General features: G+C 63.3%; 22 protein-coding genes. 6 read left to right on the top strand and 16 right to left on the bottom strand.

Annotation, left to right across the window (positions count from 1 at the left end; all coding sequences use genetic code 11):
• Positions 1-2,013: thrombospondin type 3 repeat-containing protein (locus AC6R19_RS17585; RefSeq protein WP_500581153.1), on the top strand; the 2,013-nt coding region annotated here is incomplete at its 5' end.
• A 318-nt stretch (positions 2,014-2,331) separates the two neighbouring features.
• Here AC6R19_RS17585 and AC6R19_RS17580 read toward each other — a convergent pair.
• From AC6R19_RS17580 to AC6R19_RS17560, 5 genes are all read right to left on the bottom strand, one after another.
• A complete protein-coding gene (locus tag AC6R19_RS17580; protein WP_500581152.1) occupies positions 2,332-4,050 on the bottom strand; it encodes a DUF8614 domain-containing protein in 1,719 nt (572 codons plus the stop codon).
• Positions 4,051-4,291: 241 nt separating this feature from the next.
• Positions 4,292-6,109: an ABCB family ABC transporter ATP-binding protein/permease gene (locus AC6R19_RS17575; protein WP_500581151.1), complete on the bottom strand. Its 1,818-nt coding sequence runs from the start codon at positions 6,107-6,109 to the stop codon at positions 4,292-4,294.
• A 434-nt stretch (positions 6,110-6,543) separates the two neighbouring features.
• Positions 6,544-7,155 (bottom strand): NUDIX hydrolase, encoded by a 612-nt coding sequence (locus AC6R19_RS17570; protein ID WP_500581150.1) that lies wholly within the window; start codon positions 7,153-7,155, stop codon positions 6,544-6,546.
• Between the two features lie 152 nt (positions 7,156-7,307).
• Positions 7,308-10,460, bottom strand: coding sequence for an efflux RND transporter permease subunit (locus AC6R19_RS17565; RefSeq protein ID WP_500581149.1), 3,153 nt, complete (start codon positions 10,458-10,460; stop codon positions 7,308-7,310).
• A 17-nt stretch (positions 10,461-10,477) separates the two neighbouring features.
• The gene (locus AC6R19_RS17560) at positions 10,478-11,725 is read right to left on the bottom strand and encodes an efflux RND transporter periplasmic adaptor subunit (protein WP_500581148.1); all 1,248 of its coding nucleotides are present in this window, start codon (positions 11,723-11,725) and stop codon (positions 10,478-10,480) included.
• A gap of 102 nt (positions 11,726-11,827) precedes the next feature.
• On the opposite strand from AC6R19_RS17560, the gene AC6R19_RS17555 reads away from it, so the two are divergent.
• Positions 11,828-12,367: an NUDIX hydrolase gene (locus tag AC6R19_RS17555; protein ID WP_500581147.1), complete on the top strand. Its 540-nt coding sequence runs from the start codon at positions 11,828-11,830 to the stop codon at positions 12,365-12,367.
• A gap of 55 nt (positions 12,368-12,422) precedes the next feature.
• Positions 12,423-13,619 carry a sterol desaturase family protein gene (locus AC6R19_RS17550; protein WP_500581146.1) on the top strand — a complete coding sequence of 399 codons (1,197 nt, stop codon included), beginning with the start codon at positions 12,423-12,425 and terminating at the stop codon, positions 13,617-13,619.
• Positions 13,620-13,661: 42 nt separating this feature from the next.
• On the opposite strand, the gene AC6R19_RS17545 is transcribed toward AC6R19_RS17550, so the two are convergent.
• The 6 genes from AC6R19_RS17545 to AC6R19_RS17520 form a co-directional block, all read right to left on the bottom strand.
• A complete protein-coding gene (locus AC6R19_RS17545) occupies positions 13,662-13,979 on the bottom strand; it encodes a YqfO family protein (RefSeq protein ID WP_500581145.1) in 318 nt (105 codons plus the stop codon).
• Between the two features lie 244 nt (positions 13,980-14,223).
• Entirely contained in the window at positions 14,224-15,078 is an 855-nt protein-coding gene (gene trxA, locus AC6R19_RS17540) for a thioredoxin (RefSeq protein ID WP_500581144.1), read from the bottom strand.
• Between the two features lie 23 nt (positions 15,079-15,101).
• A complete protein-coding gene (locus AC6R19_RS17535; RefSeq protein ID WP_500581143.1) occupies positions 15,102-15,482 on the bottom strand; it encodes an MmcQ/YjbR family DNA-binding protein in 381 nt (126 codons plus the stop codon).
• Between the two features lie 23 nt (positions 15,483-15,505).
• The gene (locus AC6R19_RS17530) at positions 15,506-16,867 is read right to left on the bottom strand and encodes a hypothetical protein (RefSeq protein WP_500581142.1); all 1,362 of its coding nucleotides are present in this window, start codon (positions 16,865-16,867) and stop codon (positions 15,506-15,508) included.
• Positions 16,868-17,073: 206 nt separating this feature from the next.
• On the bottom strand, positions 17,074-17,796 hold the full coding sequence (locus AC6R19_RS17525; RefSeq protein WP_500581141.1) for a LysR family transcriptional regulator: 723 nt from the start codon (positions 17,794-17,796) through the stop codon (positions 17,074-17,076).
• Positions 17,769-17,927, bottom strand: a complete 159-nt coding sequence (locus AC6R19_RS17520) for a helix-turn-helix domain-containing protein (protein WP_500581140.1) — start codon at positions 17,925-17,927, stop codon at positions 17,769-17,771. The genes AC6R19_RS17525 and AC6R19_RS17520 overlap by 28 nt, the downstream gene beginning before the upstream one ends.
• A gap of 62 nt (positions 17,928-17,989) precedes the next feature.
• Between AC6R19_RS17520 and AC6R19_RS17515 the strand changes: the two genes are divergently transcribed.
• A complete protein-coding gene (locus AC6R19_RS17515) occupies positions 17,990-18,769 on the top strand; it encodes a Mut7-C RNAse domain-containing protein (protein WP_500581139.1) in 780 nt (259 codons plus the stop codon).
• A 6-nt stretch (positions 18,770-18,775) separates the two neighbouring features.
• Here AC6R19_RS17515 and nhaA read toward each other — a convergent pair whose 3' ends face one another.
• Positions 18,776-20,269, bottom strand: coding sequence for a Na+/H+ antiporter NhaA (gene nhaA / locus AC6R19_RS17510; protein WP_500581138.1), 1,494 nt, complete (start codon positions 20,267-20,269; stop codon positions 18,776-18,778).
• A 131-nt stretch (positions 20,270-20,400) separates the two neighbouring features.
• Between nhaA and AC6R19_RS17505 the strand changes: the two genes are divergently transcribed.
• Positions 20,401-21,186, top strand: coding sequence for a TlyA family RNA methyltransferase (locus tag AC6R19_RS17505; RefSeq protein WP_500581137.1), 786 nt, complete (start codon positions 20,401-20,403; stop codon positions 21,184-21,186).
• A gap of 245 nt (positions 21,187-21,431) precedes the next feature.
• Here the strand turns inward: AC6R19_RS17505 and AC6R19_RS17500 are convergent, their stop codons facing one another.
• The 3 genes from AC6R19_RS17500 to AC6R19_RS17490 form a co-directional block, all read right to left on the bottom strand.
• Entirely contained in the window at positions 21,432-21,893 is a 462-nt protein-coding gene (locus AC6R19_RS17500; RefSeq protein WP_500581136.1) for an OsmC family protein, read from the bottom strand.
• 30 nt (positions 21,894-21,923) lie between these two features.
• Entirely contained in the window at positions 21,924-22,154 is a 231-nt protein-coding gene (locus AC6R19_RS17495; RefSeq protein WP_500581135.1) for a DUF1272 domain-containing protein, read from the bottom strand.
• A 127-nt stretch (positions 22,155-22,281) separates the two neighbouring features.
• Positions 22,282-22,638 (bottom strand): 4a-hydroxytetrahydrobiopterin dehydratase, encoded by a 357-nt coding sequence (locus tag AC6R19_RS17490; RefSeq protein ID WP_500581134.1) that lies wholly within the window; start codon positions 22,636-22,638, stop codon positions 22,282-22,284.
• Positions 22,639-22,973: 335 nt separating this feature from the next.
• Here AC6R19_RS17490 and AC6R19_RS17485 point away from each other — a divergent pair, with 335 nt between their 5' ends.
• Positions 22,974-23,114, top strand: coding sequence for a DUF885 family protein (locus AC6R19_RS17485; protein ID WP_500581133.1), 141 nt, complete (start codon positions 22,974-22,976; stop codon positions 23,112-23,114).
• 362 nt (positions 23,115-23,476) lie between these two features.
• Here AC6R19_RS17485 and AC6R19_RS17480 read toward each other — a convergent pair whose 3' ends face one another.
• Positions 23,477-24,985, bottom strand: a complete 1,509-nt coding sequence (locus tag AC6R19_RS17480; protein WP_500581132.1) for a fumarate hydratase — start codon at positions 24,983-24,985, stop codon at positions 23,477-23,479.
• Between the last annotated feature and the right edge of the window lie 206 nt (positions 24,986-25,191).

Below are 25,191 nucleotides of genomic sequence, written 5' to 3'. Positions count from 1 at the left end.
GACAATGACGGCGTCGACGACGGGGCTGACAACTGCCCGCTGGTGGCCAATGCCAACCAGACCGACACCGACGGCGATGGCGTAGGTGATGCCTGCGACAACGACGACGACAACGACGGTGTCGCAGACGGCACGGACAATTGCCCGCTGGTGTCCAACACCGACCAGTCCGACGCCGACGGCGATGGCATGGGCGATGCCTGTGACAGCGACGACGACAACGACGGCGTCGACGACGGCAACGACAATTGTCCGCTGACACCCAATGCGGATCAGGCCGACACCGACGGCGACGGCATAGGCAACGCCTGCGACGACGACGACGACGGCGACGGTGTGGACGACGGTGCGGACAACTGCCCGCTGACACCCAATGCCAACCAGGTCGACACCGACGGTGACGGACTGGGCGACGCCTGTGACATGGACGACGACGGTGACGGCGTCAGCGATGGCGCAGACAATTGCCCGCTGGTGGCCAACCCCGGTCAGGAAGACCAGGATGGCGACGGTGTGGGCGATGCCTGCGACGACGACTCCGACAGCGACGGCGACGGTGTCGACGACGGTGCGGACAACTGCCCGGCGGTCCCCAACCCGGGACAGGAAGACACCGATGGCGACGGCATTGGCGATGCCTGCGACGACGACGACGACGGTGACGGCATCGACGACGGAGCCGACAACTGCCCGCTGACCCCGAACGCCAACCAGACAGACACCGACGGTGACGGCATTGGCGATGCCTGCGACAACGACGACGACGGTGACGGCGTCGACGATGGCGCAGACAACTGCCCGCTGGTAGCCAACGGCGACCAGACCGACACCGACGGCGATGGTATGGGCGATGCCTGTGACAGCGACGACGACAACGACGGAGTTGACGACGGCAACGACAACTGCCCGCTGGTAGCCAACGGCGACCAGACCGACACCGACGGCGATGGTATGGGCGATGCCTGTGACAGCGACGACGACAACGACGGCGTTGACGATGGAGCAGACAACTGCCCGCTGGTGGCGAACGGCGACCAGACCGACACCGACGGCGACGGTCTCGGTGACGCCTGTGACAGTGACGACGACGGCGACGGCGTGAACGACGGCGCTGACAACTGCCCGTTGACCCCGAACGCCGACCAGGCTGACGCGGACGGCGACGGTATCGGCGACGCCTGTGACAGCGATGCGGACGGCGACGGTGTCGACAACGACAGCGACAACTGCCCGATGACCCCGAACGCCGACCAGGCCGACACTGACGGCGACGGCATCGGCGACGCCTGCGACGACGACCTGGACGGCGACGGCGTGGACAACGACAGTGACAACTGTCCTGTCGACCCCAACCCGGGCCAGGAAGACCTGGACGGCGACGGTATCGGTGATGTCTGCGACGATGACCGCGACGGCGACGGCGTGAACAACGACGTCGACAACTGTCCGGACATCGCCAACGCGGACCAGACCGACACCGACAACGACGGCATCGGCGACGTCTGCGATCCGGACTTCGCATCCTGCGGTCCCGGCGAGCTGTACGAGCCGATCATCCTGCCCAACGCCACGGTCAGTAGTGGCACCGCCGGCGTCTGCCTGCTGTGCTCCGTGACCGACGAGGGCAACGTGATCGACGAGAACCTGGATAACGCGGCGCGCATCTCGGTACCGGTCGGTGTCGGCGGCAGCGGCTTCATCCGTGTCGTCGACACGGATGAGACCTACACCGGCACCAACCGCGTGGGCTTCGTGATCGAGAACCCGGACATGCAGATCGACCTGTCGCTGCTGGAGACCATCACCATCACCACCCTGCTGGACGGCAGCATAGTGGATAGCGATACCGGCGGCGATCTGGTGGCCCTGAGCATGATCGGCGGCGATCGCGGACTGGTGGTGTTCGAGACCACTGGAGACTTCAACCAGGTGCAGATCAATGTGGGCGCCCTGGCTGACCTGCTGAACCAGACGGATGTCTACTCAGCCTGTGTCTCCCCGGTGGCCCCCTGACGAAAAATAGCGGTATCTACCGGCCCGCAGGCTAAGCGGGCCATTTCCTGGCCCCGGCAATTGCCGGGGCTTTTTTGTGTTTGAAGGTACAATTCGCCATTACTGGGGTTGCCCCGACCGCGCCGGGCGAACACCAGGTTCGCCCCTACAGAGTCCGATCGGCTTTTGTGTTGGAGCGGCCCATGGCCGAATGTGTGCTCCATGCACAATCGGCATTCCCGCCATCCATGGCGGTTGCCGCGATCGAACTCAATTAGCTTTCCAGAAACAAAAACCCCGGCAAAAGCCGGGGTTCCTGTTTCACAGTAATTGCAAAGTTTATTTCAGGCCCAACACTTCCTTGCCCTGGATAAAGGTCACATCCACCGGAATATCCGCTTCCGCCAGGCGGTCCAGGTCGGCCTGTAGCTCGGCGCCGACCACGCCCTTGCTCTCCAGCAGTTCCTTGGCTTTTGCGTAATCGCCGTCGCCCTGGATGGTCAGGATCAGGTTGGACAGTTTGGTCATGGCCTCCTGCATCTTCTCGAAGTCCACGCGGTACTGGCCGGTTTCCGGATCGCGGGTAAAGGCGCCCTGCTCCTTGAAGAAGTTGAAGCGCATCATATTGGCCTTGCCGTGGGCGCTGGCCGCACCGAAGCGCACGCTGCGGAAGATGCCGGCGAGGAAGGTGACATAGTTGTCCATCAGCTCGCCGTCTTCCAGCTCGCCCTTCTCGTGCAGTTCGGTGACCATGTACAGGCCGAGAATATCCGCCTTGCCTTCCTCCAGCGCGGAAGAAGTCTCCTTCAGCGCCTGGCGGACATTGCTGCCGTCGGTGACCGTCTTCTTGATGCCGAGGCCGTGAGCCACTTCGTGGAACATGGTATTGGCGAAGAAGGCCGGGAAGGTGACATGCTGGCGCTGGTCGTCGGCGATCAGCACATCGCTGAGGGGCACCATGATCTTGTCAAACTTGGCCTTCATGGCATTTTTCAGCTGCAGGCGGCGGGTACCCTTGGCCAGCTGCACTTCCTCGTCATTCGGCAGGTTGATGGCGATGGTCTTGGAGCCGGCGTTGCTGTGGCCGGCGTAGTAGAGCACGTCGTAGGCGTTCAGGTCGGAATCGGTGCCCGGCACCTCGGCCTTGTACTTGTCCTCAACCGGCAGCCCCTTCTGCAGCTCCGGCAGGAAGGCGGCGAACTTGGACAGCTTCTCGCTCCACTCCATGTCCTTCAGCAGCACATAGGCCTCGTAGGCAGTGCGGTAGGCGAACAGCTGGTCCTCGTAGTTCTCGATGGGACCGATCACCACGTCGATGCGGTTGTCCTTCATGTCCATCCAGGCCATGTCGCTGGGGCGGAAGTCGTCGCTCACCAGGGCTCTAGCGCGCATGCGCAGGTAGCCGCCGAACTGCTCGTCCTCGGCCAGTTTGGAGGCCTCGCGCAGAATTTCCGCGGCCTTCTGCAGTTCCGCCTTGTATGCCTGGTTATAGGGCACCAGCTCCAGCTTGCCCTCCTTGTCGCGGCGCACCAGGGAGTAGAGGCCGTCCTTGCCGGGCTGGTTCCAGGCCTCGAACTCGGCCTTGGTCATGTCCGCCGGGTAGAAGTTGGCGCCCAGGGGTTTGGGGCCGTAGCCTTCGATGAAGGGCTCGTTGTTGTTCAGGCGATCCCAGGGGCCATAGTTGATCTTGGCGAACTCTCGCTTGCGGGCGTCCTCGATGCCGGAGAGCAGCTCTTCCGCCGGGCCGTAGGACTGCAGCCAGAAGAGGCGGTCCATGATCTGGCTGGCGTCGATCAACAGGCCGATCATCTGGCGCTGGTCGTCGCTGAGATCGGACAGGTCGGCATTCAGGGCCACCGGCGCGTAGATATCAAAGCGCTTGTCGGCGTCCTCCACCGGCTGCTCTGCCGGAGCGGTCACGGTTTGCGATTCCACTATCTGGGCTTCGGCCTCGGCCTGTTCGGTGGTTTCCTGTTTGTCTCGGGGTGAGCAACCGCTCACCAGGGCCAGCGCCAACAGCGCGGCGGCGATCTTGGTTGGTTTTATCGGGATTGCCATAGGAATTTCTGCCTATCGTTATCGGTGTTCCGGCGCCACATTAGTCCGGCGCAGGGCAATTATCAAGGCGGGGTGGTCGGTGGTCGGTGGTCGGTGGTCGGTGGTCGGTGGTCAGAATTGTGGGATGAGGCTGACCTGTAGGGGCGAACCTTGTGTTCGCCCAATGGACAGTGCCGGCTGCAACCAGGGCGAACACAAGCTTCGTTCCAGCCGCTCCAGGCATTCACCGCGCCTGCGGCCCCTACAGGAACGGTGCAGTGGCGTTTGCCAGCTCGGCAGTGCGCTCCTGCTGCTGCATGCGCCACAGGGCCGCGTAGTGGCCGCCCAGTGCCAACAGTTCCCCGTGACTGCCCTGCTCCACGATGCGCCCCTGCTCCATCACCAGAATCACATCGGCGTCCACCACCGTGGACAGCCGGTGTGCGATCACCAGGGTGGTCTGCTCGCGGGCGATTTCCTGCAGCGAGGCCAGGATACCGCGCTCGGATTTGCTGTCCAGGGACGAGGTGGCCTCGTCGAACACCATGATCGGCGGCCGCTTCAGCAGCGCCCGGGCTATGGCCACCCGCTGCTTCTCGCCGCCGGAGAGCTTCAAGCCGCGCTCGCCGACCATGGTGTCCACCCCCTCCGGCAGTTGCTGCACGAAATCGGCCAGCTGCGCGTGGTGGATGGCTTCCATCACCTCCTCGTCGCTGGCGTCGACGCGGCCGTAGCGCACATTTTCCAGGATCGACTGGTTGAACAGCACCGCGTCCTGGGGCACCACGCCGATGATGCGGCGCAGGGATTCCTGGCTGACGCTGCGGATATCCTCGCCGTCGATCAGGATGCGGCCAGAGGTGACGTCATAGAAGCGGAACAGCAGCTTGAACAGGGTGGACTTGCCGGCGCCGCTGGCGCCGACGATGGCAACCTTCTGCCCGGGTTCCACGGCGAAGCTGACGCCCCGCAGTATTTCGCGGTCCGGCCGGTAGCCGAAGCGCACATCGTCGAACTCTATGCGCCCGTCGCGGATTTCCAGGGTTTCCGCATCCTCCGCATCCTTCACTGCCGGCTCCACCGCCAGCAGCGAGAACATCTTCTCGATATTCGCCAGGGCGCCCTTCATCTCCCGGTAGACGAAACCGAGGAAATTCAGCGGGATAAAGATCTGCATCATAAAGGCGTTGATCAGCACGAAGTCGCCGATGGTCATCTGCCCCCGGGTGACACTGACCGCCGCCAGGACCATGGCGCCGCACATGGCACTGGCGATAATCAGTGCCTGGCCGGTGTTGAGACCGAACAGCGACAGGCGGTTCTTGCGCCGCGCCCGTTCCCAGAAGGCCAGTTCGCGGTCGTAGTGGCCGGCCTCGTGGCGCTCGTTGCCGAAATATTTCACCGTCTCGTAATTCAGCAGGCTGTCCACCGCGCGGCTGCTGCTCTGGGACTCCGCCTGGTTGAGCTCGCGCACGAAGCGCGTGCGCCACTCGGTGGCGACGACGGAAAAGCCGATATAGGCGACCACCGCGCCCAGCACCAGCAGCGCGAAGGCGACACTGTAATTCCACCACAAGAGCCCGGCCACCATGGCGATTTCCACCAGCGTCGGCACTATGTTGAATACCATAAAGCGCATCAGGAAACCGATGCCGGAATTGCCGCGCTCTATATCCCGGGACAGGCCGCCGGTGCGGCGGTTCAGGTGGAAATCCAGGTCCAGCCTGTGCAGGTGCCGGAATACCTCCAGGCCCACGCGGCGCTGGGCGCGCTCGGTGACGCGGCCGAAAATCGTATCCCGCAGCTCGCCGAACAAAGTGCTGGAAAAGCGCACGGCGCCGTAGGCCAGCAGCAGCCCCAGCGGCAGCGCAATCGCCTGGGCCGCACCGCCGGCGGCGTCTAGGTCGTCGACGATATGCTTGAGGATAAACGGCAGGCCGACACCGGCCAGCTTGGCACCCACCAGGCACAGCAGCGCGAAAATGACCGCGCGCTTGAATTCCAGCAGGTAGGGAAACAGGGTCTTGAGTGCGCCCCAGTGGATTTCGTCCAGGGCTACGGTGGATTTGGGTCTGGGCATGGCTCTGTTCGCAGATGAATCGATATGGATTATACGCGCCGAGTGGCGGATGGCGGTGAAGATGGGGCCTCAAGCTAGGTTGAGGTCAAGAGTACAGGCAGCAGTTTCCGTCCGGGCGAACACAAGGTTCGTCGCTACACGGCGGGTGCGGGGGCAAGCGGCAGTTATTCAGACCTGTGGCAGCGCTGGCATTGTCGGTGTTCAGGACCCGTATGCCGATCCGTAGGGGCGTTCGCCCAGATAGTTCGGGCGGAGCACTACGCCGATGCGAAGGTCCTGATGCCGGTGGCCGTCCGGGAAAAGCGCCTGCGGCTGGTAAACGGACCGATGAGGCTTTTTCCCGGACGGCCACCGGCAGCAGGACCGCCATGAAACCGCTTTAGGGCGAACACAAGGTTCGCCCCTACAGATCGGATTTTTAGAGAAAATTCAGATTAACTGAGGGCCCTGAGCGGCACATCGTCGCGAGGTCCGATCGGCGCGCCGACTATCTTGACCAGGAACTCGGTCAGCACCCCGGCGGTAAAGCCCCAGATCTCGTAGCCGCCGTACAGGTATGCGGGCAGGTAGACGGCGCGCTGGTCGATGGTGACCCGGTCGGTGCGGATGCGCGGATCGGAGAGGAAGAAGGACAGGGGCACGCGGAATATCGCATCCAGCTCACCCGGGTTGGGCGTCAGCCCGACGTGCGGCGAAATCACCCCCAGCCAGGGCGTCACCTGCACCTGCCAGCGGGTGCTGCGCGTCCACAGTGGGCCGAGCATGCGCACCTGGTCCGCGGGCAGGCCTATCTCCTCCTCGGCCTCCCGCAGGGCCGTGTATTCCAGGGAGGGGTCGGTGTCGTCCCAGCGGCCGCCGGGCAGGGACACCTCGCCGGAGTGGGTGGACAGGTTGGCGGAGCGCTTGGTCAGCACCACCTGCGGGTCCGGCTCGTCGGTCAGGGCCAGCAGCACCGCCGCGTGACCGCTCAGGTCGGGACCGCTGGGCACCCGGGCCTGAATATCTTCGCGAAGTTGGGAAATTTTCTCTTCGATACTGTCCAGCATGGAAACCTGTCTTAATGTCCTCGAATTGTGCACGAGGCACAATTCCCATCATAACCAATCCCGGCGCCCGCGCCGAGAGTTCATTTTTTAACCGCCCCGGATGACCAAACCCTCCTGCCCGGAGAATCCCGCGACCACCGGGACGCGATGCGTCATCCCTGGCCGCCTTCCGCCGCCTGCGGCCTGTGCCCGCCCTTCACCCGCTCACGCAAACTCTGTACCAGGGCGTAATAGACCGGCACCAGCAAGGTCGCAAACAGGCTGGCCGCCACCATGCCGCCGAATACCGCCAGGCCCAGGGACACGCGGCTGGCCGCACCGGCGCCGGTGGCCAGCAGCAGCGGTACCACGCCGAGCACGAACGACAGCGCGGTCATCAGCACCGCGCGAAAGCGCAGGTGGGTCGCACTGACCGCCGCCTCCGCAATCGGCTTGCCCTTGTCCCGCTCCACGCAGGCAAACTCCACGATCAGGATCGCGCTCTTCGCGGCCATACCGATCAGCAGTACCAGTCCTATCTGCGTGTACAGGTTGTTTTCCGAACCCACCAGCCAGGTCAGGAAGAGCGCCCCGGCCACCGCGATGGGCACGCACAACAGCACCGCGACCGGAATCATCCAGCTCTCGTACTGGGCTACTAGAAAGAGGTAGACGAACACCACCGCCAGTGAAAAGAGGATCGGCGCCATATTGCCGGACAGTATTTCCTGCAGGCTGGAGCCGGTCCACTCGTAGCTGTAACCCTCGGGCAGCTGCGCGGCCAATTCCTCCATGGCGTTCATTGCCTGGCCGCTGGAGTAGCCTGGAGCCTGGGCGCCGTTGATGGTGACGCTGTTGTACATGTTGTAGCGGTCGATGGTCTGCGGCGCGACGGCGGGCAGGATTTCCGACACCGAAGTCACCGGCACCAGGCCACCGCTGTTGGCGCGCACGAAGAATCCGGCGAGATCCTGTTCCTCGCCGCGAAACTGCGCATCCGCCTGCACCATGACCCGGAACACCTTGCCGTACAGATTGAAGTCGTTCACGTAAAAGCCGCCGAGCAGGGTCTGCAGCGTGTTGAAGACATCGGTCAGCGGCAGGCCCAGGGTGTGCGCCTTGTCCCGGTCCACGGTCAACTCCAGTTGGGGCGTGGTGGCCTGGAAGTTGGTAAACGCCTGGGCGATTTCCGGGCGCTGGTTGGCGGCGCCCAGCAACCCGTACATCACCGTCGCCAGTTCCGCCGGACTGCGCCCCTGCAGATCGGTGAGAATGAATTCGAAGCCACCGATGGTGCCGACGCCGGGCAGCGGCGGCATGGGAAAGGCCATGACCCGCGCCTCGGGAATGGCCGCCACCTTCTGCTGCACCCGCTGCATGATCGCCATCTGGTGCAGGTCCGGGCTCTCGCGCTGGTCCCAGGGCTCCAGGATGCCGATCATGAATGCGGTGTTGGAGCTAACATTGCCGGAAAGGATACTGAAGCCGGGTACCGCCATCACATGGGCCATGCCCGGCTCCTCCGCCATGATGGCGCCGACCCGCTCCACCACCGGACCGGTGCGCGTCAGGGCGGCGCCATCCGCGAGCTGTACATGGACCAGGAAGAACCCCTGGTCCTCATCGGGAATAAACCCGCTGGGTACGCTGGTGAACAGCCAGTAACAAAGAACAAACAGGCCGGCGATGGACAGAAGCCCCATCAGCGGGCGCGCCACCCAGAAGCGCACCATGCGCATATAGAAGCTGGTGGCGTGGTGCAACGCCCTGTTGAACCAGCCGAAGGCACCGCTCTCCTTGATCCCGGCCACTTCGCCGCTCTCACTCCGTTTCAGCAATGTGGCGCAGAGCGCGGGGCTCAGGGTGAGTGCATTGATGGACGAGATCAGCACCGCCATGCTAATGGTGATGGCGAACTGTCGGTACATCTGCCCGGTCAGGCCCGGCATCAGCATCACCGGCACGAACACCGCGAACAGCACAGCGGTGGTGGCGATCACGGGGCCGGTCACTTCGCGCATGGACTCCAGCGCCGCCGCCTTCGGCGCCAGCCCCTCCGCCATCAGCCGCTGGGTGTTTTCCACGACGATGATCGCGTCATCCACCACTATGCCGATGGCGAGAATCAGCGCAAACAGGGTCACCGTGTTGATGGTCATGCCGAACGCGTACATGAGTGCGAAGGTACCGATCAGCGAAACCGGAATCGCGATCGCCGGTATCAGTGTGGAACGCAGGTCCTGCAGGAAAAAGAACACCACCAGGATCACCAGGACCAGCGCAATGATCAGTGTCTGCACCACTTCGGCGATGGAAGCGCGCACGAAGTTGGTGGTGTCGTAAAGGATGTCCGCCTCCAGCCCCTCCGGAAAGCGCTGCGACAAGAGCGCCACCCGCTCCCGCACCGCATCTGCCACATTGAGCGCGTTGGCATCCGGTAGCTGGTAGACCGCCATCACCGCGGCCGGCTTGCCATCCAGGCGGCCGTATGAGCTGTAAAACTCGCTGCCGAGTTCCACGCGGGCCACATCTTTCAGGCGCACCATGCCGCCCGCGGGATTGGCGCGCAGGCTGATTTCGGCAAACTGCTCCGGCTCCTCCAGGCGCCCCTGGGCCAGGATGTTGTACTGGAACTGCTGCCCCTCGCCGATCGGCGGCGAGCCGATCTGCCCCGCCGCCACCTGAATGTTCTGCGCGCTGATCGCCGCGATCACGTCCTGGGTGGTGACGTCCAGCGCGGCCATGCGATCCGGGTTCAACCAGATACGCATGGCGTAGTTCATGGCACCGAGAATCTGCACATTGCTGACGCCGGGTATCCGCGCCAGTTCGTCGCGCATGAATATTTCCGCATAGTTGGACAGGAACAGCTCATCGAAGCGGCCGTCGGGCGCCAGGAGATTGACCACCAGCAGCATGGTGTTGGACTGCTTGCGCACCACCACCCCGTTGCGCCGCACCTCCTCCGGCAGGGAGGCGGTCGCCTGCTGCACCCGGTTCTGCACATTGACCTGGGCGATGTCATCGTCGGCTCCGGTTTCAAAGGTGACCATGAGGCTGTAGGTGCCGTCGTTGCTGCTGGTGGAGGACATGTACAACATATTCTCCACGCCGTTGACCTGGGCCTCGATGGGCACCGCGACGCTGTCGCGCATCACTTCCGCACTGGCGCCGGCATAACTCGCCGACACGGTGATGGTCGGCGGCGTGATATCGGGAAACTGCGCCACCGGCAAAATAGGCAGCGCCAACAACCCGGCCAGGGTTATCAGGATGGAAATCACGAAGGCGAAGCGGGGTCGCCTGATAAAGAATGCGCTGATCAAATGATTGGGCTCCGTGCCTACTTGGTATCCGTCGGCTCGCGCTGCCGGTCCATTCCCCTTTGATCGTCGCCGCGGGTGCCTGTATCGCCGGGCACCGGCGACCCGTCAAATGCCTCGCCGCCGGTGTAGGGATTGCGCGGCGCTCCCTGGGGGCTCACCGGCTGGTCGACGACCACGCGCTGCAGGCCGTTGACGATGATCGTCTCGCCGGCTTTCAGGCCCTTCTCCACCGCCCACAGCTCTCCCTCGCGCTGCCCCAGTTCCAGGCTGCGCCGGCGCGCAATATCGTTCTCGTCCACGACAAACACATAGCGGCCCTGCATGTCCTCGAGCACCGCGGACTGCGGCACCAGCGGCTTGATCGACTCCTGTCCGCTAAACACCCTGATCGACACCCGCGCGAACTGCCCCTGCACCAGCAACTGGTCCGGATTGCGAAAGCGCGCACGCACGGCTACGGAGCCGGTGTTGACGTTGACCTGGTTGTCGACAAATGCAATAGCGCCGCGGTAAGGGTAGAAGCTGCCGTCCGGCAGTTCGATGCGAATGTCCCGCTGCACCGGCGCCTGGCCCGCGCGCTCGCGGCGCCCGGCCTCCATCTGCACCGTGAGCAGCCGGTCCTCGGGCACTTCGAACAGCACGAAGATCGGGTCCATGTTCATCACCGTGGCCAGCGGTTCGGAGCCGGGCCCCACCAACGAACCCTCGGGAAAGGCGGAGCGGCCGATACGGCCGGTGAAGGGGGCAAAGATTTTCGTGTAGGAGAGATTCAGTTCCGCGGTTTCCACATCGGCCTCGGCCGCCTTCAGGTTGCCCTGCGCCTGCTCGAAGTTCTTGGTCAGTTCGTCCATGTCCACCTGGCTGATTGCACCACGCCCGACCAGTTCCCGACCGCGGCGGAAATTGCGCTCCGCCACCTCCAGCGCCACGCGCGCATTCGCCAGCGCCGCGCGACGGTTATCCAGCGCGACCGCAAAGGGCTGCGGATCGATTTCGTAGAGCAGCTCGCCCGCCTGCACCGTGCTGCCCTCCTCGAAGTGGCGGGCCATGATAAAGCCCTCGACCCGCGGCCTTACCGCAAACTCGTCGGTGGCCTCGACCCGGCCCACATACTCGAAGCGCGGAATGACCGGCTGCTCCCGCACCACCAGCACTTCCACCGGCGGCGGCGTCACCTGCTGCTCGCCGTCCTTGCCACCGCAGGACACCAGCAGGACGAGCGCTATTCCGGGCAACAACAAGCCAAGCAAAAAAAATCGCGCCATGTAAGCCCAGCCATCGCCAATCGCAGAACAACACCTTTAACAACTATAGGCGTCAATCAACGGCGAGCTGGCGCTCGAAATCACCAGGGGTATACTGGCGCCATGAAATACTGCAGTCACTGCGGCAGCGACGCCGTCACATTCTCCATACCCCAGGGCGACGACCGCCCCCGCCACCTGTGCGGCGGCTGCGGCGCCATCCACTACATCAACCCGCGGGTGATCGTCGGCACCCTGCCCTACCTGGGCGACCGGGTGCTGCTGTGCAAGCGCGCCATAGAGCCGCGCCTGGGCCTGTGGACACTGCCGGCGGGATTTATGGAAAACGGCGAAACCAGCGAGGAGGGGGCGCTGCGTGAGTCCTGGGAGGAGGCGCGGGCCAATGTGCGCGTGGATGACCTCTACACCGTCTACGACATACCCCATATCAACCAGGTGTACCTGATGTACCGCGGCGAACTGACCGATACCGGCTTCGGCCCGGGACCGGAATCATTGGAGGTAGAGCTGTTTCGCGAGGAGGAGATCCCCTGGGACGAGATCGCCTTCCCGATCATGCGCGAGACGCTGGTGCACTACTTCGAGGACTCCAAGGCCGGCGGCTTTCCACTGCACCGGGGAGTGATTCACCGGAAGTTGTAAAGGCTGCCACAGTGAACCGGACCCCGCGGCCGGTCTGTCAGTTGGTTCAGGGAAAATGAACAGCGAAAACTCCGACTACCAATACCGAAAACGCCGGGTAAAGCTCGACCGGGAGCGCGAGTTCCGCCTCGGCGAGGGCCGCATCAGCGGCATCAGCTCCGTATTGCTGGGCGCAATGAGCCTTCTCGCAGTGCTGGCCTACCTCTACCCCGCCTACCTGACCACCCTGGAACTGCGGCAGGTTTACGATGCAGCAGCGCTGCAGAAGCTGTTGAAATACGGCATGTATTTTTCGCTGTTCTTCGGCGCCCTGACGCTGATCTTCAATCGGTACAAACACCTCGGGGCGATTGGCGTTTCACTGACACTGCTGGCCTTTGCCCTGGGCGGCTATACGATTCCCATCGGGCCGGTGGAGCCTCGCCGGCTGTCTCTCGGTGTGGACTGGCTTATCCTCGCCCTGCTCGGCTCCATCTTCGTCTTCATGACGCTGGAAAAGCTGTTCCCCAAGTATCGCAACCAGGTCATCATGCGGCCGGAATGGGATCTGGACCTTTTCTATTTCTGCCTCAACCACCTGCTGATCTCGGTCATACTGATCTACGGCAACTACCACGCGAGCCACTTCGACTGGGCCGTGAGCCCCGCCCTGCAGCAGCTGGTGCAGTCGGCGCCGCTGGCCCTGCAGGTGGGCCTGATCATCCTCTGTGCCGATTTCGTGCTCTACTGGGAACACCGGCTGTACCACGAGACGAAGTGGCTGTGGCCGATCCACGCGGTCCATCACTCGGTGGAGCACATGGACTGGCTGGCGGGCTCCCGTGGACATTTCCTGCAGGTATTCTCCGAACGGGCCCTGGTACTGGTACCCCTCTACCTGCTGGGCCCGGACCAGGCGGCACTGGACATCTATGTCATCTTCGCTGCGCTGCAGGCGGTACTGATTCACAGCAACCTGCGTTTTTCCTTCGGGCCTCTGAAGTACATTTTCGTCACCCCACAGTTCCACCACTGGCATCACAGCTCGGAAAAGCCGGCGATCGACACCAACTACTCGGCCCATACAGTGCTGTTCGACCGCCTTTTCAATAGCTACCACATGCCGGAGGAACACTGGCCGGCGGAGTACGGCACGACCAGGCGGCTGCCGCGAACGCTGCTCGGCCAGACCCTGTACCCGGTCACCGCCCTGCTGCAGAAACGCTCACGCGCGGATCATCCCGCTGAAAAAGCGGGCCCCGGAAACGACTAAGCCGGGCATTGCCCGCCTCGCGTAATCCTCGGAACTGGCGATCTAGCCGCAGCGCTCGTCCAGCTTCCACAGATCGAAGGCGGGCTCCTCGTAGGGGTGGGCGTCGCGCAGCGCCGCCAGGGCCGCGTCCACCAGCTCATCGGCGCACACCATCTCCACCCGGTATTCCGCCACCTGCTCCACCGTACCGGTCTGTCCGATAAACGGCCGGCTGCCCGCCAGCGGGCGAAACTGGCCGGCGCCCTTCAGCTGGAAGCAGCAGGAGTCGTAGTCGCCGATGCGGCCGGCGCCGGCGGCGAAGAGTGACTGCTTGACCTCTTCCAGATGGGATTCGGGAATATAGACGCAGAGTTTGTACATGGTTTCTCCCTGCTTTCTGTAGGAGCGGTCCGGCCGGGAGCGGCCCATGGCCGCAATCAAGCGCGGGGAGGTTCTCCAAGTCCATCGGCTAACGCGGTGCAAGGCCCTGCTGCCGGTGGCCGCCCGGGAAATATTTACCGATCAGTTTTTTTCTCGGGCGGCCACCGGCAGCAGGGCCGACCGGAGCCCACGCCTCTTCGGACACCGATCGCGGCCATGGGCCACTCCTACAGGGTAAGACGAATCAATAAAGCAGCGTCATCAGCTTGCGCTGGTACTGGGTCGCCAGCGGGTCACCGGCGCCGAGGCTCTTGACGATATCCAGGTAGGCCTGTTTGGCGGCGCCGTCGGCGAAGTTCAGATCCACGCGCAGGATGTCCAGCAGCAGGTCCAGCGCCTCCTGGTGGCGGCTGTTCTGGCTGTACTGCACCGCCAGCTGGTAAGCGGCGTCGCGATCCTGGGGGTTCTGTTCCAGGGCCTGCTGAAGCGCCACTATCTCCGGCGAGTTGGCGGCCTGCTGTTTCAATTCCAGCTGCGACATCAGCTGCTGGTAATCGCTGTCCTGATCCGCCAGCATGATCTTTCCGAGTACCGTCTCCGCCTCCGGCACACGGTTCAGTTCCAGCAGCACCGCCGCCAGCTGCTTGGCGATGTCGGCACGCCCGGTGGAATCCGCATAGGCCTGGCGCAGCAGTGGCAGCGCCTCATCCAGCTGGCCCTCGCCCACCAGTTCCTGCGCCTGCCGGAATTGCAGCTCCCAGGCCTTGGGCAGGTACTTGTCCAGCATCTCACGGATCTGCTTCTCCGGCTGGGCACCGGCAAAGCCGTCCACCGGCTGGCCCTCTTTCAGCACCATTACCGTCGGCAGGCTGCGCACGCCGAGCTGCGCGGCGAGCATCTGCTCGCTGTCGGCGTTCACCTTGGCCAGCAGGAACTGGCCGGCGTATTCGTTGGCCAGCTTCTCCAACACCGGCATCAACTGCTTGCACGGCTCGCACCAGTCGGCCCAGAAGTCCACCACCACCGGGCGTTTCATGGACTCGTCGATCAGTACCTGCTGGGCGTTCTGCGCCGTTACATCAACAATATATTCGTTCACAGCCACTCCTGAACCAAATAGAACTAGCGGTATATGGTATCAGCACCGTAGGCCAACTCCAGTGCCTGCCGCTCGACCTTGCGCAATCCCTTGACCACCAGCCCGTAGGACCTGTCCATCATCCGCTCGATTTCGTAGTCCGGCACGCTGCCGTCCAGCAGCACGGTGTTCCAGTGTTTCTTGTTCATATGGTAGCCGGGGATGACGCCGGAGAATATGTCGCGCAGCGCCTGCGCCTCATCCGGATCGCACTTGAGGTTGGTACAGTCCACGCCATTGAGCCGCCCCAGGGTGGCGAACATCTTGCCCTTGACCTTGAACACCGCCACGTCAGGACCAAAGGGAAAGTCCTCTATGGCCTCGGGACGGGCGAGCAGGTAGCCGCGCGCAGCCTTGTAGTCCATTGCCATCTCCTGCTACTCAGAAGCTACCAGTCCAGCGACGACGGCAGCCGCGGCGAGGACAACAGTTTGGCGAAGCGCTGCCAGCGCTCTTCCCGGGAATCCGCGCCCTCCTCCACATACTCCTTGACCAGCTGCTTGCCCCAGTTGTAGTTGATCACATAGGCCCCGTAGGCATCCACGAAGCGCTTGCGCTGCGCAGCCTTTTCCGGACTCATCAGGGTGTACTGCTGGAAGAGTTCCACCACCCGATCGCCGTCGATCTCGCCATCGATATACTGGCGGGCGATTTCGTTGCCGGCAAAACTGAGTTTGGCGATCAGGTCCAGTACGCGATCGTATTTCTCCGCCTCGGCGGGATCCAGGCCGGCGAGTGGATAGAGCACCTCTTTTTCAAATTGGGTTTTCTCCTCGCCGGGGAAGGCCAGGTCGATGCCGTAGTTGGCGCTGCCCTCGGCGATCAGGGACTGGGGGCTGAACAGCGGGTAGACGCTGTACTCCACCCAACCGCGTTTGTTCACCAGTTCGTCTTCCAGCAGCGCATTGTAGGTGTGGTGGCCTGGGTAGCCCTCGTGGCAGCCGAGGTCTATGGCGCGGTCGATCATGATCGGCAGTTCGGTATTGACCTGGATCAGGCTCTGCGCATTGCCCCGATACCAGTTGTAGCCGCTCCAGGGCTTGTCGGTGACATATTCCAGCACGAAATTCTCACTGGCCGGCAGCTGGATATGTTTTTTGGTGCGCTGGCGGCAGGCGTCGATGGCGGTATCGAATACCGCTTCCAGCTTGTCCGCGGGAATTTCGAACCGCTTCTTGAATTCCTGTACGCGCAAATGCAGGGGTCCGTCCCCAGGGAGCAGCTTGTCCAACTCGGCGAGCACCGGCTCGAACTCGGCGAATGCCTGCTTCGGCGGCCGGGTGTCGTAGAGCAGTTGTGCCTCGCGATCGAAATTTCTTTTTCCATTTCCGGCCAGGCGCTCGGCGTGGGCCTGCACAGCGCGCAGTTGGGTCTTCAGGTAGTGGGCGCGCAGGCTTTCGATGGCGCCGTCCGCGGCAATCTCCCCCGGCAGTTGCTGTGTCAGCTCCTTCGCGCGCCGGGCCAGGTCGGCGGGGGTCGCCTCGCTCGCGGCCGCCTCGTCCTTCCACTCTTGGGGGCCGTAGTAGGCGTCCACATAACTCTTGTCGTGGTTGCCCAGTTCCAGCACCAGCTGCACATAGGCCTGCGCCACCCCGTCCATATCCGCCTCCCCGCTATCGGCCTCTTCCACCGGCTCCGACCCCACGGATTCTTCGCCGGCGGCTTCCTCCTTTTGGCCGCCGCAGGCGCCGAGGGCCAGCAGTATTGCCGCCATGGGTAACAGTCGGTGCAGTGTACGGATCAGATTCATACCAATTCCCCCATTGTTTACTCGCTTTTTGTGAGGATTCGCTGCCGCAAATTCTACTTGGTCAGTGCCCGGACTGCCGGTGGGGAGTATGCACATAGCCCCCTCCTGCCAGGGAAGTCGCCGCCCGGCGGCACGACCACGCACTGTGCAGTCTTATCGACGGCTACTATAACGGCTCTCCATTTAACCGGCTAATGGCTCTCCATTTAGCCAGCTAGTTCGGCATCCAGCTGCGCCAGCCGCTGCTTGAGAAAACCGGTGAACGCCTGCACCTTGCGCGTGCGGTGCATATCCCGGTGGGTGACCAGCCAGAGGTCGGTGCTCCAGTCCTCCGGCGGAGGCAGCAACCGCCGCAGCCGGTCGTCGCCGTGGGCATTCCAGGTGTTCAGCGGCGCTATGCCGATGCCGGCGCGCACCGCATCGTAGAAGGTCTCGAAGTCATTGCAGCGCAGTGCTATCTGCTCCTCCGGCACGCACTGGTCGATCCAGCGCATGAACGGAATAAAGGAGGCATCGCGGCTGGAGGCGATAAAGCGATGTCCAGCTATCTGCTCCAGATTGTGCAGCGCGCCGAACTCCCGCAGATGGCCCGGCGATGCGTAGAGGCTGTGGCGCAGGCACGCCGGCTTCTGCACCACATAATCCGGGTCGCCGGGCCTGGCGCCGGGGCGAATGCCGATATGGGCCTCGCCGTGTTCCAGCCGCAACTGCCGGTAGGCGGTGGCAAGCTGCAGGCGCACTTCCGGGTACTGTCGCTGAAATTCCTTGAACAGCGGTATTATCCGGACCGCCAGTTTGGAGACGGTGGTCACGACCAGGGTGCCGCGCAACTGATCGTCCACCCCCTGCACCCTACCCACGAGCAGGTCCAGTTGGTCCTGCATGTTCTCCGCCGCGCTCATCAGCAGGCGCCCCGCCTCGGTGGCCACATAACCGCGCGCGTGGCGGTGGAACAGCGGGTTTCCAGGGATCTCTCCAGCGCGTCGATACGCCGCTGCACTGTGGAGTGGGCCACCCCCAACTGCTCCGCCGCACCGGACAGGGTGCCGGCGCGGCACAAGTCCCGGAAGAAGTCGCGGCCTGAATTCCCCTGTTAGACTGAAAAGTGCGAAGACTCAGTCAGTGGCGCTGAACTCCAGCGCTTTTTTCTGCCCTATGGCCAGCATCACCTTTCGCTTCTACCGGGAACTGAACGACTTCCTGCCGCGGCACCGGCGCCAGCGCTGCTTCGTTCGCGAGTATGCGCCGACGGGCTCGGTGAAGGATGCCATCGAGAATATCGGCGTGCCGCATACCGAGGTGGACCTGATTCTGGTGGACGGGGAATCGGTGGATTTCGATTACCGGCTGCGCGACGGCGACCGCGTCAGCGTCTACCCGGTGTTCGAGGCATTGGATGTCTCCGACGTCACCCGCCTGCGCCCGCGCCCCCTGCGTGTCACCCGCTTCGTACTCGACTGTCACCTGGGCCGCCTGGCCGGCTACCTGCGTATGCTCGGATTCGACAGCCTGTTCCGCGGCGACTACCACGACGACACATTGCTGCGCATTTCCGTCGGGCAGCAACGCATCCTGCTGACCCGGGATCTCGGCCTGCTGAAACGCAAGCAGCTGCAGCGGGGCTACTATGTCCGCGCCACCAAACCGCGCCAGCAGGCGGCGGAGGTGATCCGGCGGTTGCAGCTCGAAAGCAGCATCAGGCCCTTTACCCGCTGTATCGCCTGCAACGGCACCCTGGTAGAGGTGCGCAAGGAAGAGATCCGGTCGTTGCTGCCGGAGAATACCGACCGCTACTTCGATGAATTCATCCAGTGCCGTGATTGCCTGCGGGTCTACTGGAAAGGCAGCCACTACGAGCGCATGCAGCTGCTGGTGAAACAGTTCACCGGCGCCTCCCGCTAGCCGGCCTCAGCCCTCGCTGGCGGAGCCATTACGCCTCACCCGCTCGTCCGCGGCCTGCTCGGCGGCTTCCTGGACGTCCTTGGCCTCGGCAATCGGATGTCGCTCGTCCTCCGCCGCATCAAACTCCTCCGACACCGGCGCCCGGCGCAACACCAGGAAGCCCGCCACGCCGGCGATCACCGAAGCCAGTATGACACCGGCCTTGGCCTGGTTGAGCAGTTCGGCCCGGCCGGCGAACGCCAGCTCGGAGATAAAGATGGACATGGTGAAGCCGATACCACCCAACAGTGCCACGCCGACGATATGGTGGAAACTGGCGGACTTGGGCAGGCTGCCCAGGCCCAGCTTCCAGCCCAGCCAGGTGGCCCCGACGATCCCCACCAGCTTGCCCACCACCAGGCCGCCGATCACCCCCAGGGTCACCGGATTGAACACCGCTTCGGTGCTGGTAAAACTGGCGATGGGAATGCCGGCATTGGCCAGCGCGAAAATGGGAATGATCAGGAAGGCCACCGGCGTGTGCAGGCGGGTCTCCATGCGCTGCAGCGGCGACTGCGCCAGGTTGACGCCATTATCCAGCGCCATCACCCGCGCGCGCAGCGCATCGTTGGCGATGATCCTGTCGCCGGGGCGGAAGCAGCGGTCGAAGCTGCGGATAATGTCCTTGACGAAGGTACTGAAGGCCACCGGGTCGTATTTCGGTCGCGCCGGTAGCGCCATGGCGGTGATCACCCCGGCCAGTGTCGCGTGCACCCCGGCCTCGTGAAGTTCGTACCACAGCAGCAGGCCGACAAACACATAGGCGGGAGAGCGGCGCACGCCGGCGGCCTTCAGCAGCCACATGATCACCACCAGGACACCGGCGGCGATCAGCGCCACCGTGTTGACATCCTCTGTGTACCAGATGGCGATCACCAGTATCGCGCCTAGGTCGTCGACGATGGCCAGTGCCACCAGGAACATCACCACCGAGCGCGGCACCCGGTTGCCTAGCAGCGCTATACAGCCGACCGCGAAGGCAATATCCGTAGCCATGGGAATACCCCAGCCGCGCTCCCCCTCGGTGCCAATATTCAGCGAGGTGTAAATCAATGCAGGCACCAGCATGCCGCCGATGGCCGCCAGTATCGGCAGCACTGCCTGCTTCAGATCCGACAGCTCCCCCACCAGGAACTCCCGCTTCAGCTCCATGCCTACGAGGAAGAAGAAGATGGCCATCAGGCCGTCATTGATCCAGTGGTGCAGGCTGAGGGAGAATTCCCAGTCGCCGGCGTTCAGGCTGATGGGCATATGCAGCAGGTGCTCGTAGGCGCCGGCCAGGGGGGAATTGGCGATGATCAGCGCCGCCACGGCACACAACATCAGCAGGATGCCGCTGCTGCTCTGGCGGTGGATGAATTCCTCGAATGGTGTGACCAGGCGTCCGAAGGCGTTCTCCAGTGGCGCCTCAAATACCGTTCCCTTGCGAACCTTGAACTTGCCCAGAACGCTTTTCGCCATCAGCCACCGACCTCCTTCCTAAAGAATAGAGCCTCAACCCGAAGTCACGGATTCAGGTTTCCCCCAAAGGGGCCAGAGGTTAGCATGGCACCCGATTCACCCACCACATCTTTAGAACTATAGTGCCATTAATGACACGCCTGGACCTATTGTTAGTACAACGCAACCTGGCCAACTCCCGCACCCACGCCAAGAAGCTGGTGGATGCGGGCCGGGTGATGCTGTCCAGCGGCGGCGCCTGGCAGCCAGCGCAGAAGGCGGGCCAGGCGGTGGGCGAGGACTGGGAACTCAGGGTGGAGCCGCTGCCGGAGGACCGCTACGTGTCCCGGGCAGGCCTCAAACTGGCGGCGATGCTGGACCGCACAGGCCTGGACCCGCGCGGCTGGCAGGCCCTGGACGTGGGTTGTTCCACCGGCGGTTTCAGTGACTGCCTGCTGCAGCGCGGCGCCGAGCTGGTAGTGGGTGTGGATGTGGGGCGCGACCAGCTGGCGCAGAAACTGCGCGACGACCCGCGCATGCGGCTGTTCGAGGGTGTCAACGCCCGCAACCTCACAGCCTCGCAGTTGGCGCCCTACGGAGACTCGGGTTTCGATGCGATAGTGATGGACGTGTCCTTTATCTCCCAGACGCTGATACTGCCGCGCCTGCCCGCACTGATTCGCCCGGGCGGCCAGTTGCTGAGCCTGGTAAAGCCCCAGTTCGAGGTGGGCCCAGAGGGTATCGGTAAGGGCGGCCTGGTGCGGGACGCCGGGCTCTACCCGCAGGTACAGGAAAAGATCACCGGCCTGTGCCGGGAATTGGGGCTGGAGGTGAGGGAATATATCGAGAGCCCGATCAAAGGCGGTGACGGCAACCGCGAATTCCTGCTGTGGGCAACCCGCGGGGCCGATCCGGCAACCTCCGGGGCCAGTCCGTAGGGGCGAACCTTGTGTTCGCCCAGCAGGGATTAGGTTAAACCGACGAAAGCGATGCGAAGGCCCTGATGCCGGTAGCCCTTTGCGGGACTGTTCGCGAGAGGGACCTCGCGGACAAGCCTACAGGGATGTATTCACGGCGTGTCCCGCAAAGGGTCACCGGCAGCAGGGCCGCCACCAGCCTCTCTACAGAACTCCGGCTTCAGATACCCGCAGTGCGAACACAAGGTTCGCCCGTCCTTCAACGATTACAGAATCTCCGTCACCACCTCAGTCCTGACCGAATTGGCGATAAAGCACTGCTCGTGGGACTGGTGGTGCATCTTCTCCAGTTGCTCGCGGCTGGGTCTCTTGTCGCCGGAGAATTCTATGCGCGGGCGCAGCGTCACCCGGGTCATGGCCATTTTTCCATCTTCGTTCTTTTCCATTACCCCGATCGCCTCGTCCCGGTACTCCTCCACCACGAATCCGCGCTTGGCGGCGATGGCGAGGAAAAACAGCATATGACAGCTGGACAGGGAGGCGACGAAGGCCTCCTCCGGGTCGACATTTTCCGCCACGGACCAAGGCAGCGGCACTATATGCGGGGACGAGGAGGCGGGCACCTGCAGGCCGCCGTCAAACTCCCACAGGTGGCCGCGGCTGTATTTATTGTCGGTAAAATTCTGGCCGTTTCTTCGCCACAGGATGGTGGAAAAATATTCGGACACGGTTCGGCTCCTTATCTTAGAGGTAACCTGTCAACGCAACAGTTTTTCGAGTTTGGCCCTGAATCGCTGTGGCGCCCCCTCGGTGGGGGAGCGGCTGCGGATGGGGCGCAGCAACAACTGGCCCTGACAGTTGGGGCAGCGCTGCTCCAGCTGCTCCGCGCAGGAGGGACAGAATGTACATTCAAAAGAACAGATATAGGCCTGGTCGGTTAGCCCCAGCGAGGCATTGCAGCGCTCACAGGTAGACTTCATTCTTAACATGGCAGCCCCGTGTTATTTCAATCCCGAGCACGCAGCCTGTCGGGCTACACGCGTCCAGTCGGGCGGCCGCGATCTCAATCGGGGCCGCCAATCAGGTAGAGGCGGGCTGCCAGTCAAAAATTCCCGGCTACTCCGCCTCGATTTGCTGGTCGGTGCGCGCGGCCATGATGAAGTCGTTCTTGTGCAGCCCCTTGGCCTCGTGGCTCCACCAGGTCACGGTGACCTTGCCCCACTCGGTCAATAGCGCCGGGTGGTGACCGACTTCCTCCGCGATGGCACCCACGCGGTTGGTAAACGCCAGTGCCTGCTTGAAGTTGCGGAACTTGAAGACCCGTTCCAGCTGCATGATCCCGTCGCGGGTGACCGGAGTCCAGTCGGGTATCTGCCGCAGCAGCTCCGGGAGCTCCTCATCACTGACCAGCGGTGCATCGGCGCGGCAGGCTTCACATTCTTGTTGGGCCAGTTCTGTCATGTGAGTGGTCATGGGAAAGTCCTCAAAAAAATTTTGTTTATTATGGACTGTTTTGAGCTGGGCCCAACTCTACCCGCCGCCTCTGGAGGAAACAAGCGCACCGACCAAAAACACATTTTATGCGGTTTTGGCGCCAGGTAATGGGACAGAGTGCTAAAAACGGCACATGGAGTTGTCGCGCAAATACACTCGCCGGAACTGCGGCTGGTGTACTACAAGTGGAACCTGCACACGGTGACCAACACCACCCTCGACTATGAGGTACAGGTGAAAGGCATCGACGAGGAGCGGGCCATGGAACTGATGGTGAGGAACGCCTCCCAGTAGAAGGCCGAGGCCATGGGCAAATGGCGCTGCGCGAAGAGATGAAGGAAAAACTCGGCGACGACTTCGACCTGAAGGAATTCCACGCGCAATTCCTCAGCTACGGCAGTGCACCTGTGCCGGTGATCCGGGAGTTGATGTTGGCGGAGTTGCAGCAGGGCTGATCGAGCATCCCGCGGTGCGAGGCCGCCATGGATGGCAGTCATGCAGATCACGCATGGAGCAGTTATCTGCCACGGCGCACCCTACGGCGCTGGCCGTGTAGGGGCGAACCTTGTGTTCGCCCTGGGCCGGGAAGGCACTGGAGGCTGGGGCTCTGTAGCGGGTTTCGTGGCGGCCCTGCTACCGGTGACCGTCCGGAAAAAACCTCATCGGCAAACATTTTCCGGACGGCCACCGGCATCAGGGCCTTAACGTCAGGCGCAGGGATTTTCTCTACCTCCGCAGGGCGAACACAAGGTTCGCCCCTACAGATCGATTAAGGGGAAGTGATTAAACCACGCTCCAGATCAATTGCGGAAAGCGTTTAAACCGCTCCCTCCTCGATCTTCGCCTTCCAGATCAGCGGCCCGGTCTGGTGTACCGATTCGCCCTGGCTGTCCACGGCCACGGTCACCGGCATATCCTCCACGTCGAACTCGTAGATGGCCTCCATGCCCAGCTCCGGGAAGGCCACGACCCTCGCGTCCTTGATCGCCTGGGCCACCAGGTAGGCGGCGCCACCGACGGCCATCAGGTAGACCGCCTTGTTGTCGCGGATGGCCTCGATCGCCACCGGGCCGCGCTCGGCCTTGCCGATCATGCCCAAGAGGCCGGTCTCCTCCAGCATGGTGCGGGTGAACTTGTCCATGCGCGTGGCGGTGGTGGGGCCGGCCGGGCCCACCACCTCCTCGCGCACCGGATCCACCGGCCCCACGTAGTAGATAAAGCGGCCGGACAGGTCCACCGGCAGCTTCTCGCCCCCGGCGAGGATATCCACCATCTTCTTGTGCGCGGCATCGCGGCCGGTCAGCATCTTGCCGTTCAGCAGCAGGGTCTCACCCGGCTGCCAGCTGAGCACGTCCTCGCGGGTCACCTCGTCCAGGTTCACACGGCGGGTGTTGCCGCCCGCCTCGCGCGCAACCTCCGGCCAGTCCTCCAGCTTCGGCGGTGTCTGCCGCGCCGGACCCGAGCCGTCCAGGGTGAAGTGGGCGTGGCGGGTGGCGGCGCAGTTGGGGATGATGGCCACCGCCTTGTTGGCGGCGTGGGTCGGGTAGTCCCTGACCTTCACGTCCAGCACCGTAGTCAGGCCGCCCAGGCCCTGGGCGCCGATGCCCAGCTTGTTGACCTTGTCGTACAGTTCCAGGCGCAGCTCCTCGGCGCGGTTGGAAGCGCCGCGCTCCTGCAGGTCCTGGATATCGATCGGGTCCAAAAGTGACTCCTTCGCCAGCAGCATCGCCTTCTCGGCGGTGCCGCCGATGCCGATGCCCAGCATGCCCGGCGGGCACCAGCCGGCGCCCATCTGCGGGACCATCTTCAGCACCCAGTCGACCACCGAGTCGGACGGGTTCAGCATCGCGAACTTGCTCTTGGCCTCGGAGCCGCCGCCCTTGGCCGCGACATACACCTCGACGGTGTCGCCGGGCACGATTTCGTAGTGGATCACCGCCGGGGTGTTGTCGCCGGTGTTCTTGCGGGCGCCGTCCGGGTCCGCGAGGATGGAGGCGCGCAGCACATTGTCCGGATGCATATAGGCGCGGCGCACGCCCTCGTTGACCATATCGGTCACGCTCATCTCCGCGTCCCACCGGACCTTCATGCCCACTTTCATCTTCACGGTCACGATACCCGTGTCCTGGCAAATGGGGCGGTGGCCCTGGGCGCACATGCGCGAGTTGATCAGTATCTGCGCCATGGCGTCCCTGGCCGCCGGGTTGGCCTCCTTCTCGTAGGCCTTGTGCAGGGCCTGGATGAAGTCCTGCGGGTGGTAGTAGGAGATGAATTGCAGCGCGTCGGCGACGCTGTCGATCAGGTCATCCTGGCGGATAGTGGTCATTTCCGGCCTCGGTTAAGGTTTGGGGTTAACGTCTCGAGGCGGGCGATTTTACACGATTTGTGGGGTTATTGGCGGGGAAGCGGAATGATGAATGAATGATGAATCAGAGTGTAGGTTGGGCTGAGCTCCGCGAAGTCCAACCTACGGGCTCAGATGCCCCAAACAGGCAAGGGCGAACACAAGGTCCGCCCCTACACGATCTGGCC

The organism is Microbulbifer sp. SE14, from assembly GCF_059834885.1.
The sequence above is the reverse complement of the archived record's forward strand: the minus strand, read 5'-3'. Positions and strand labels throughout refer to the sequence as shown.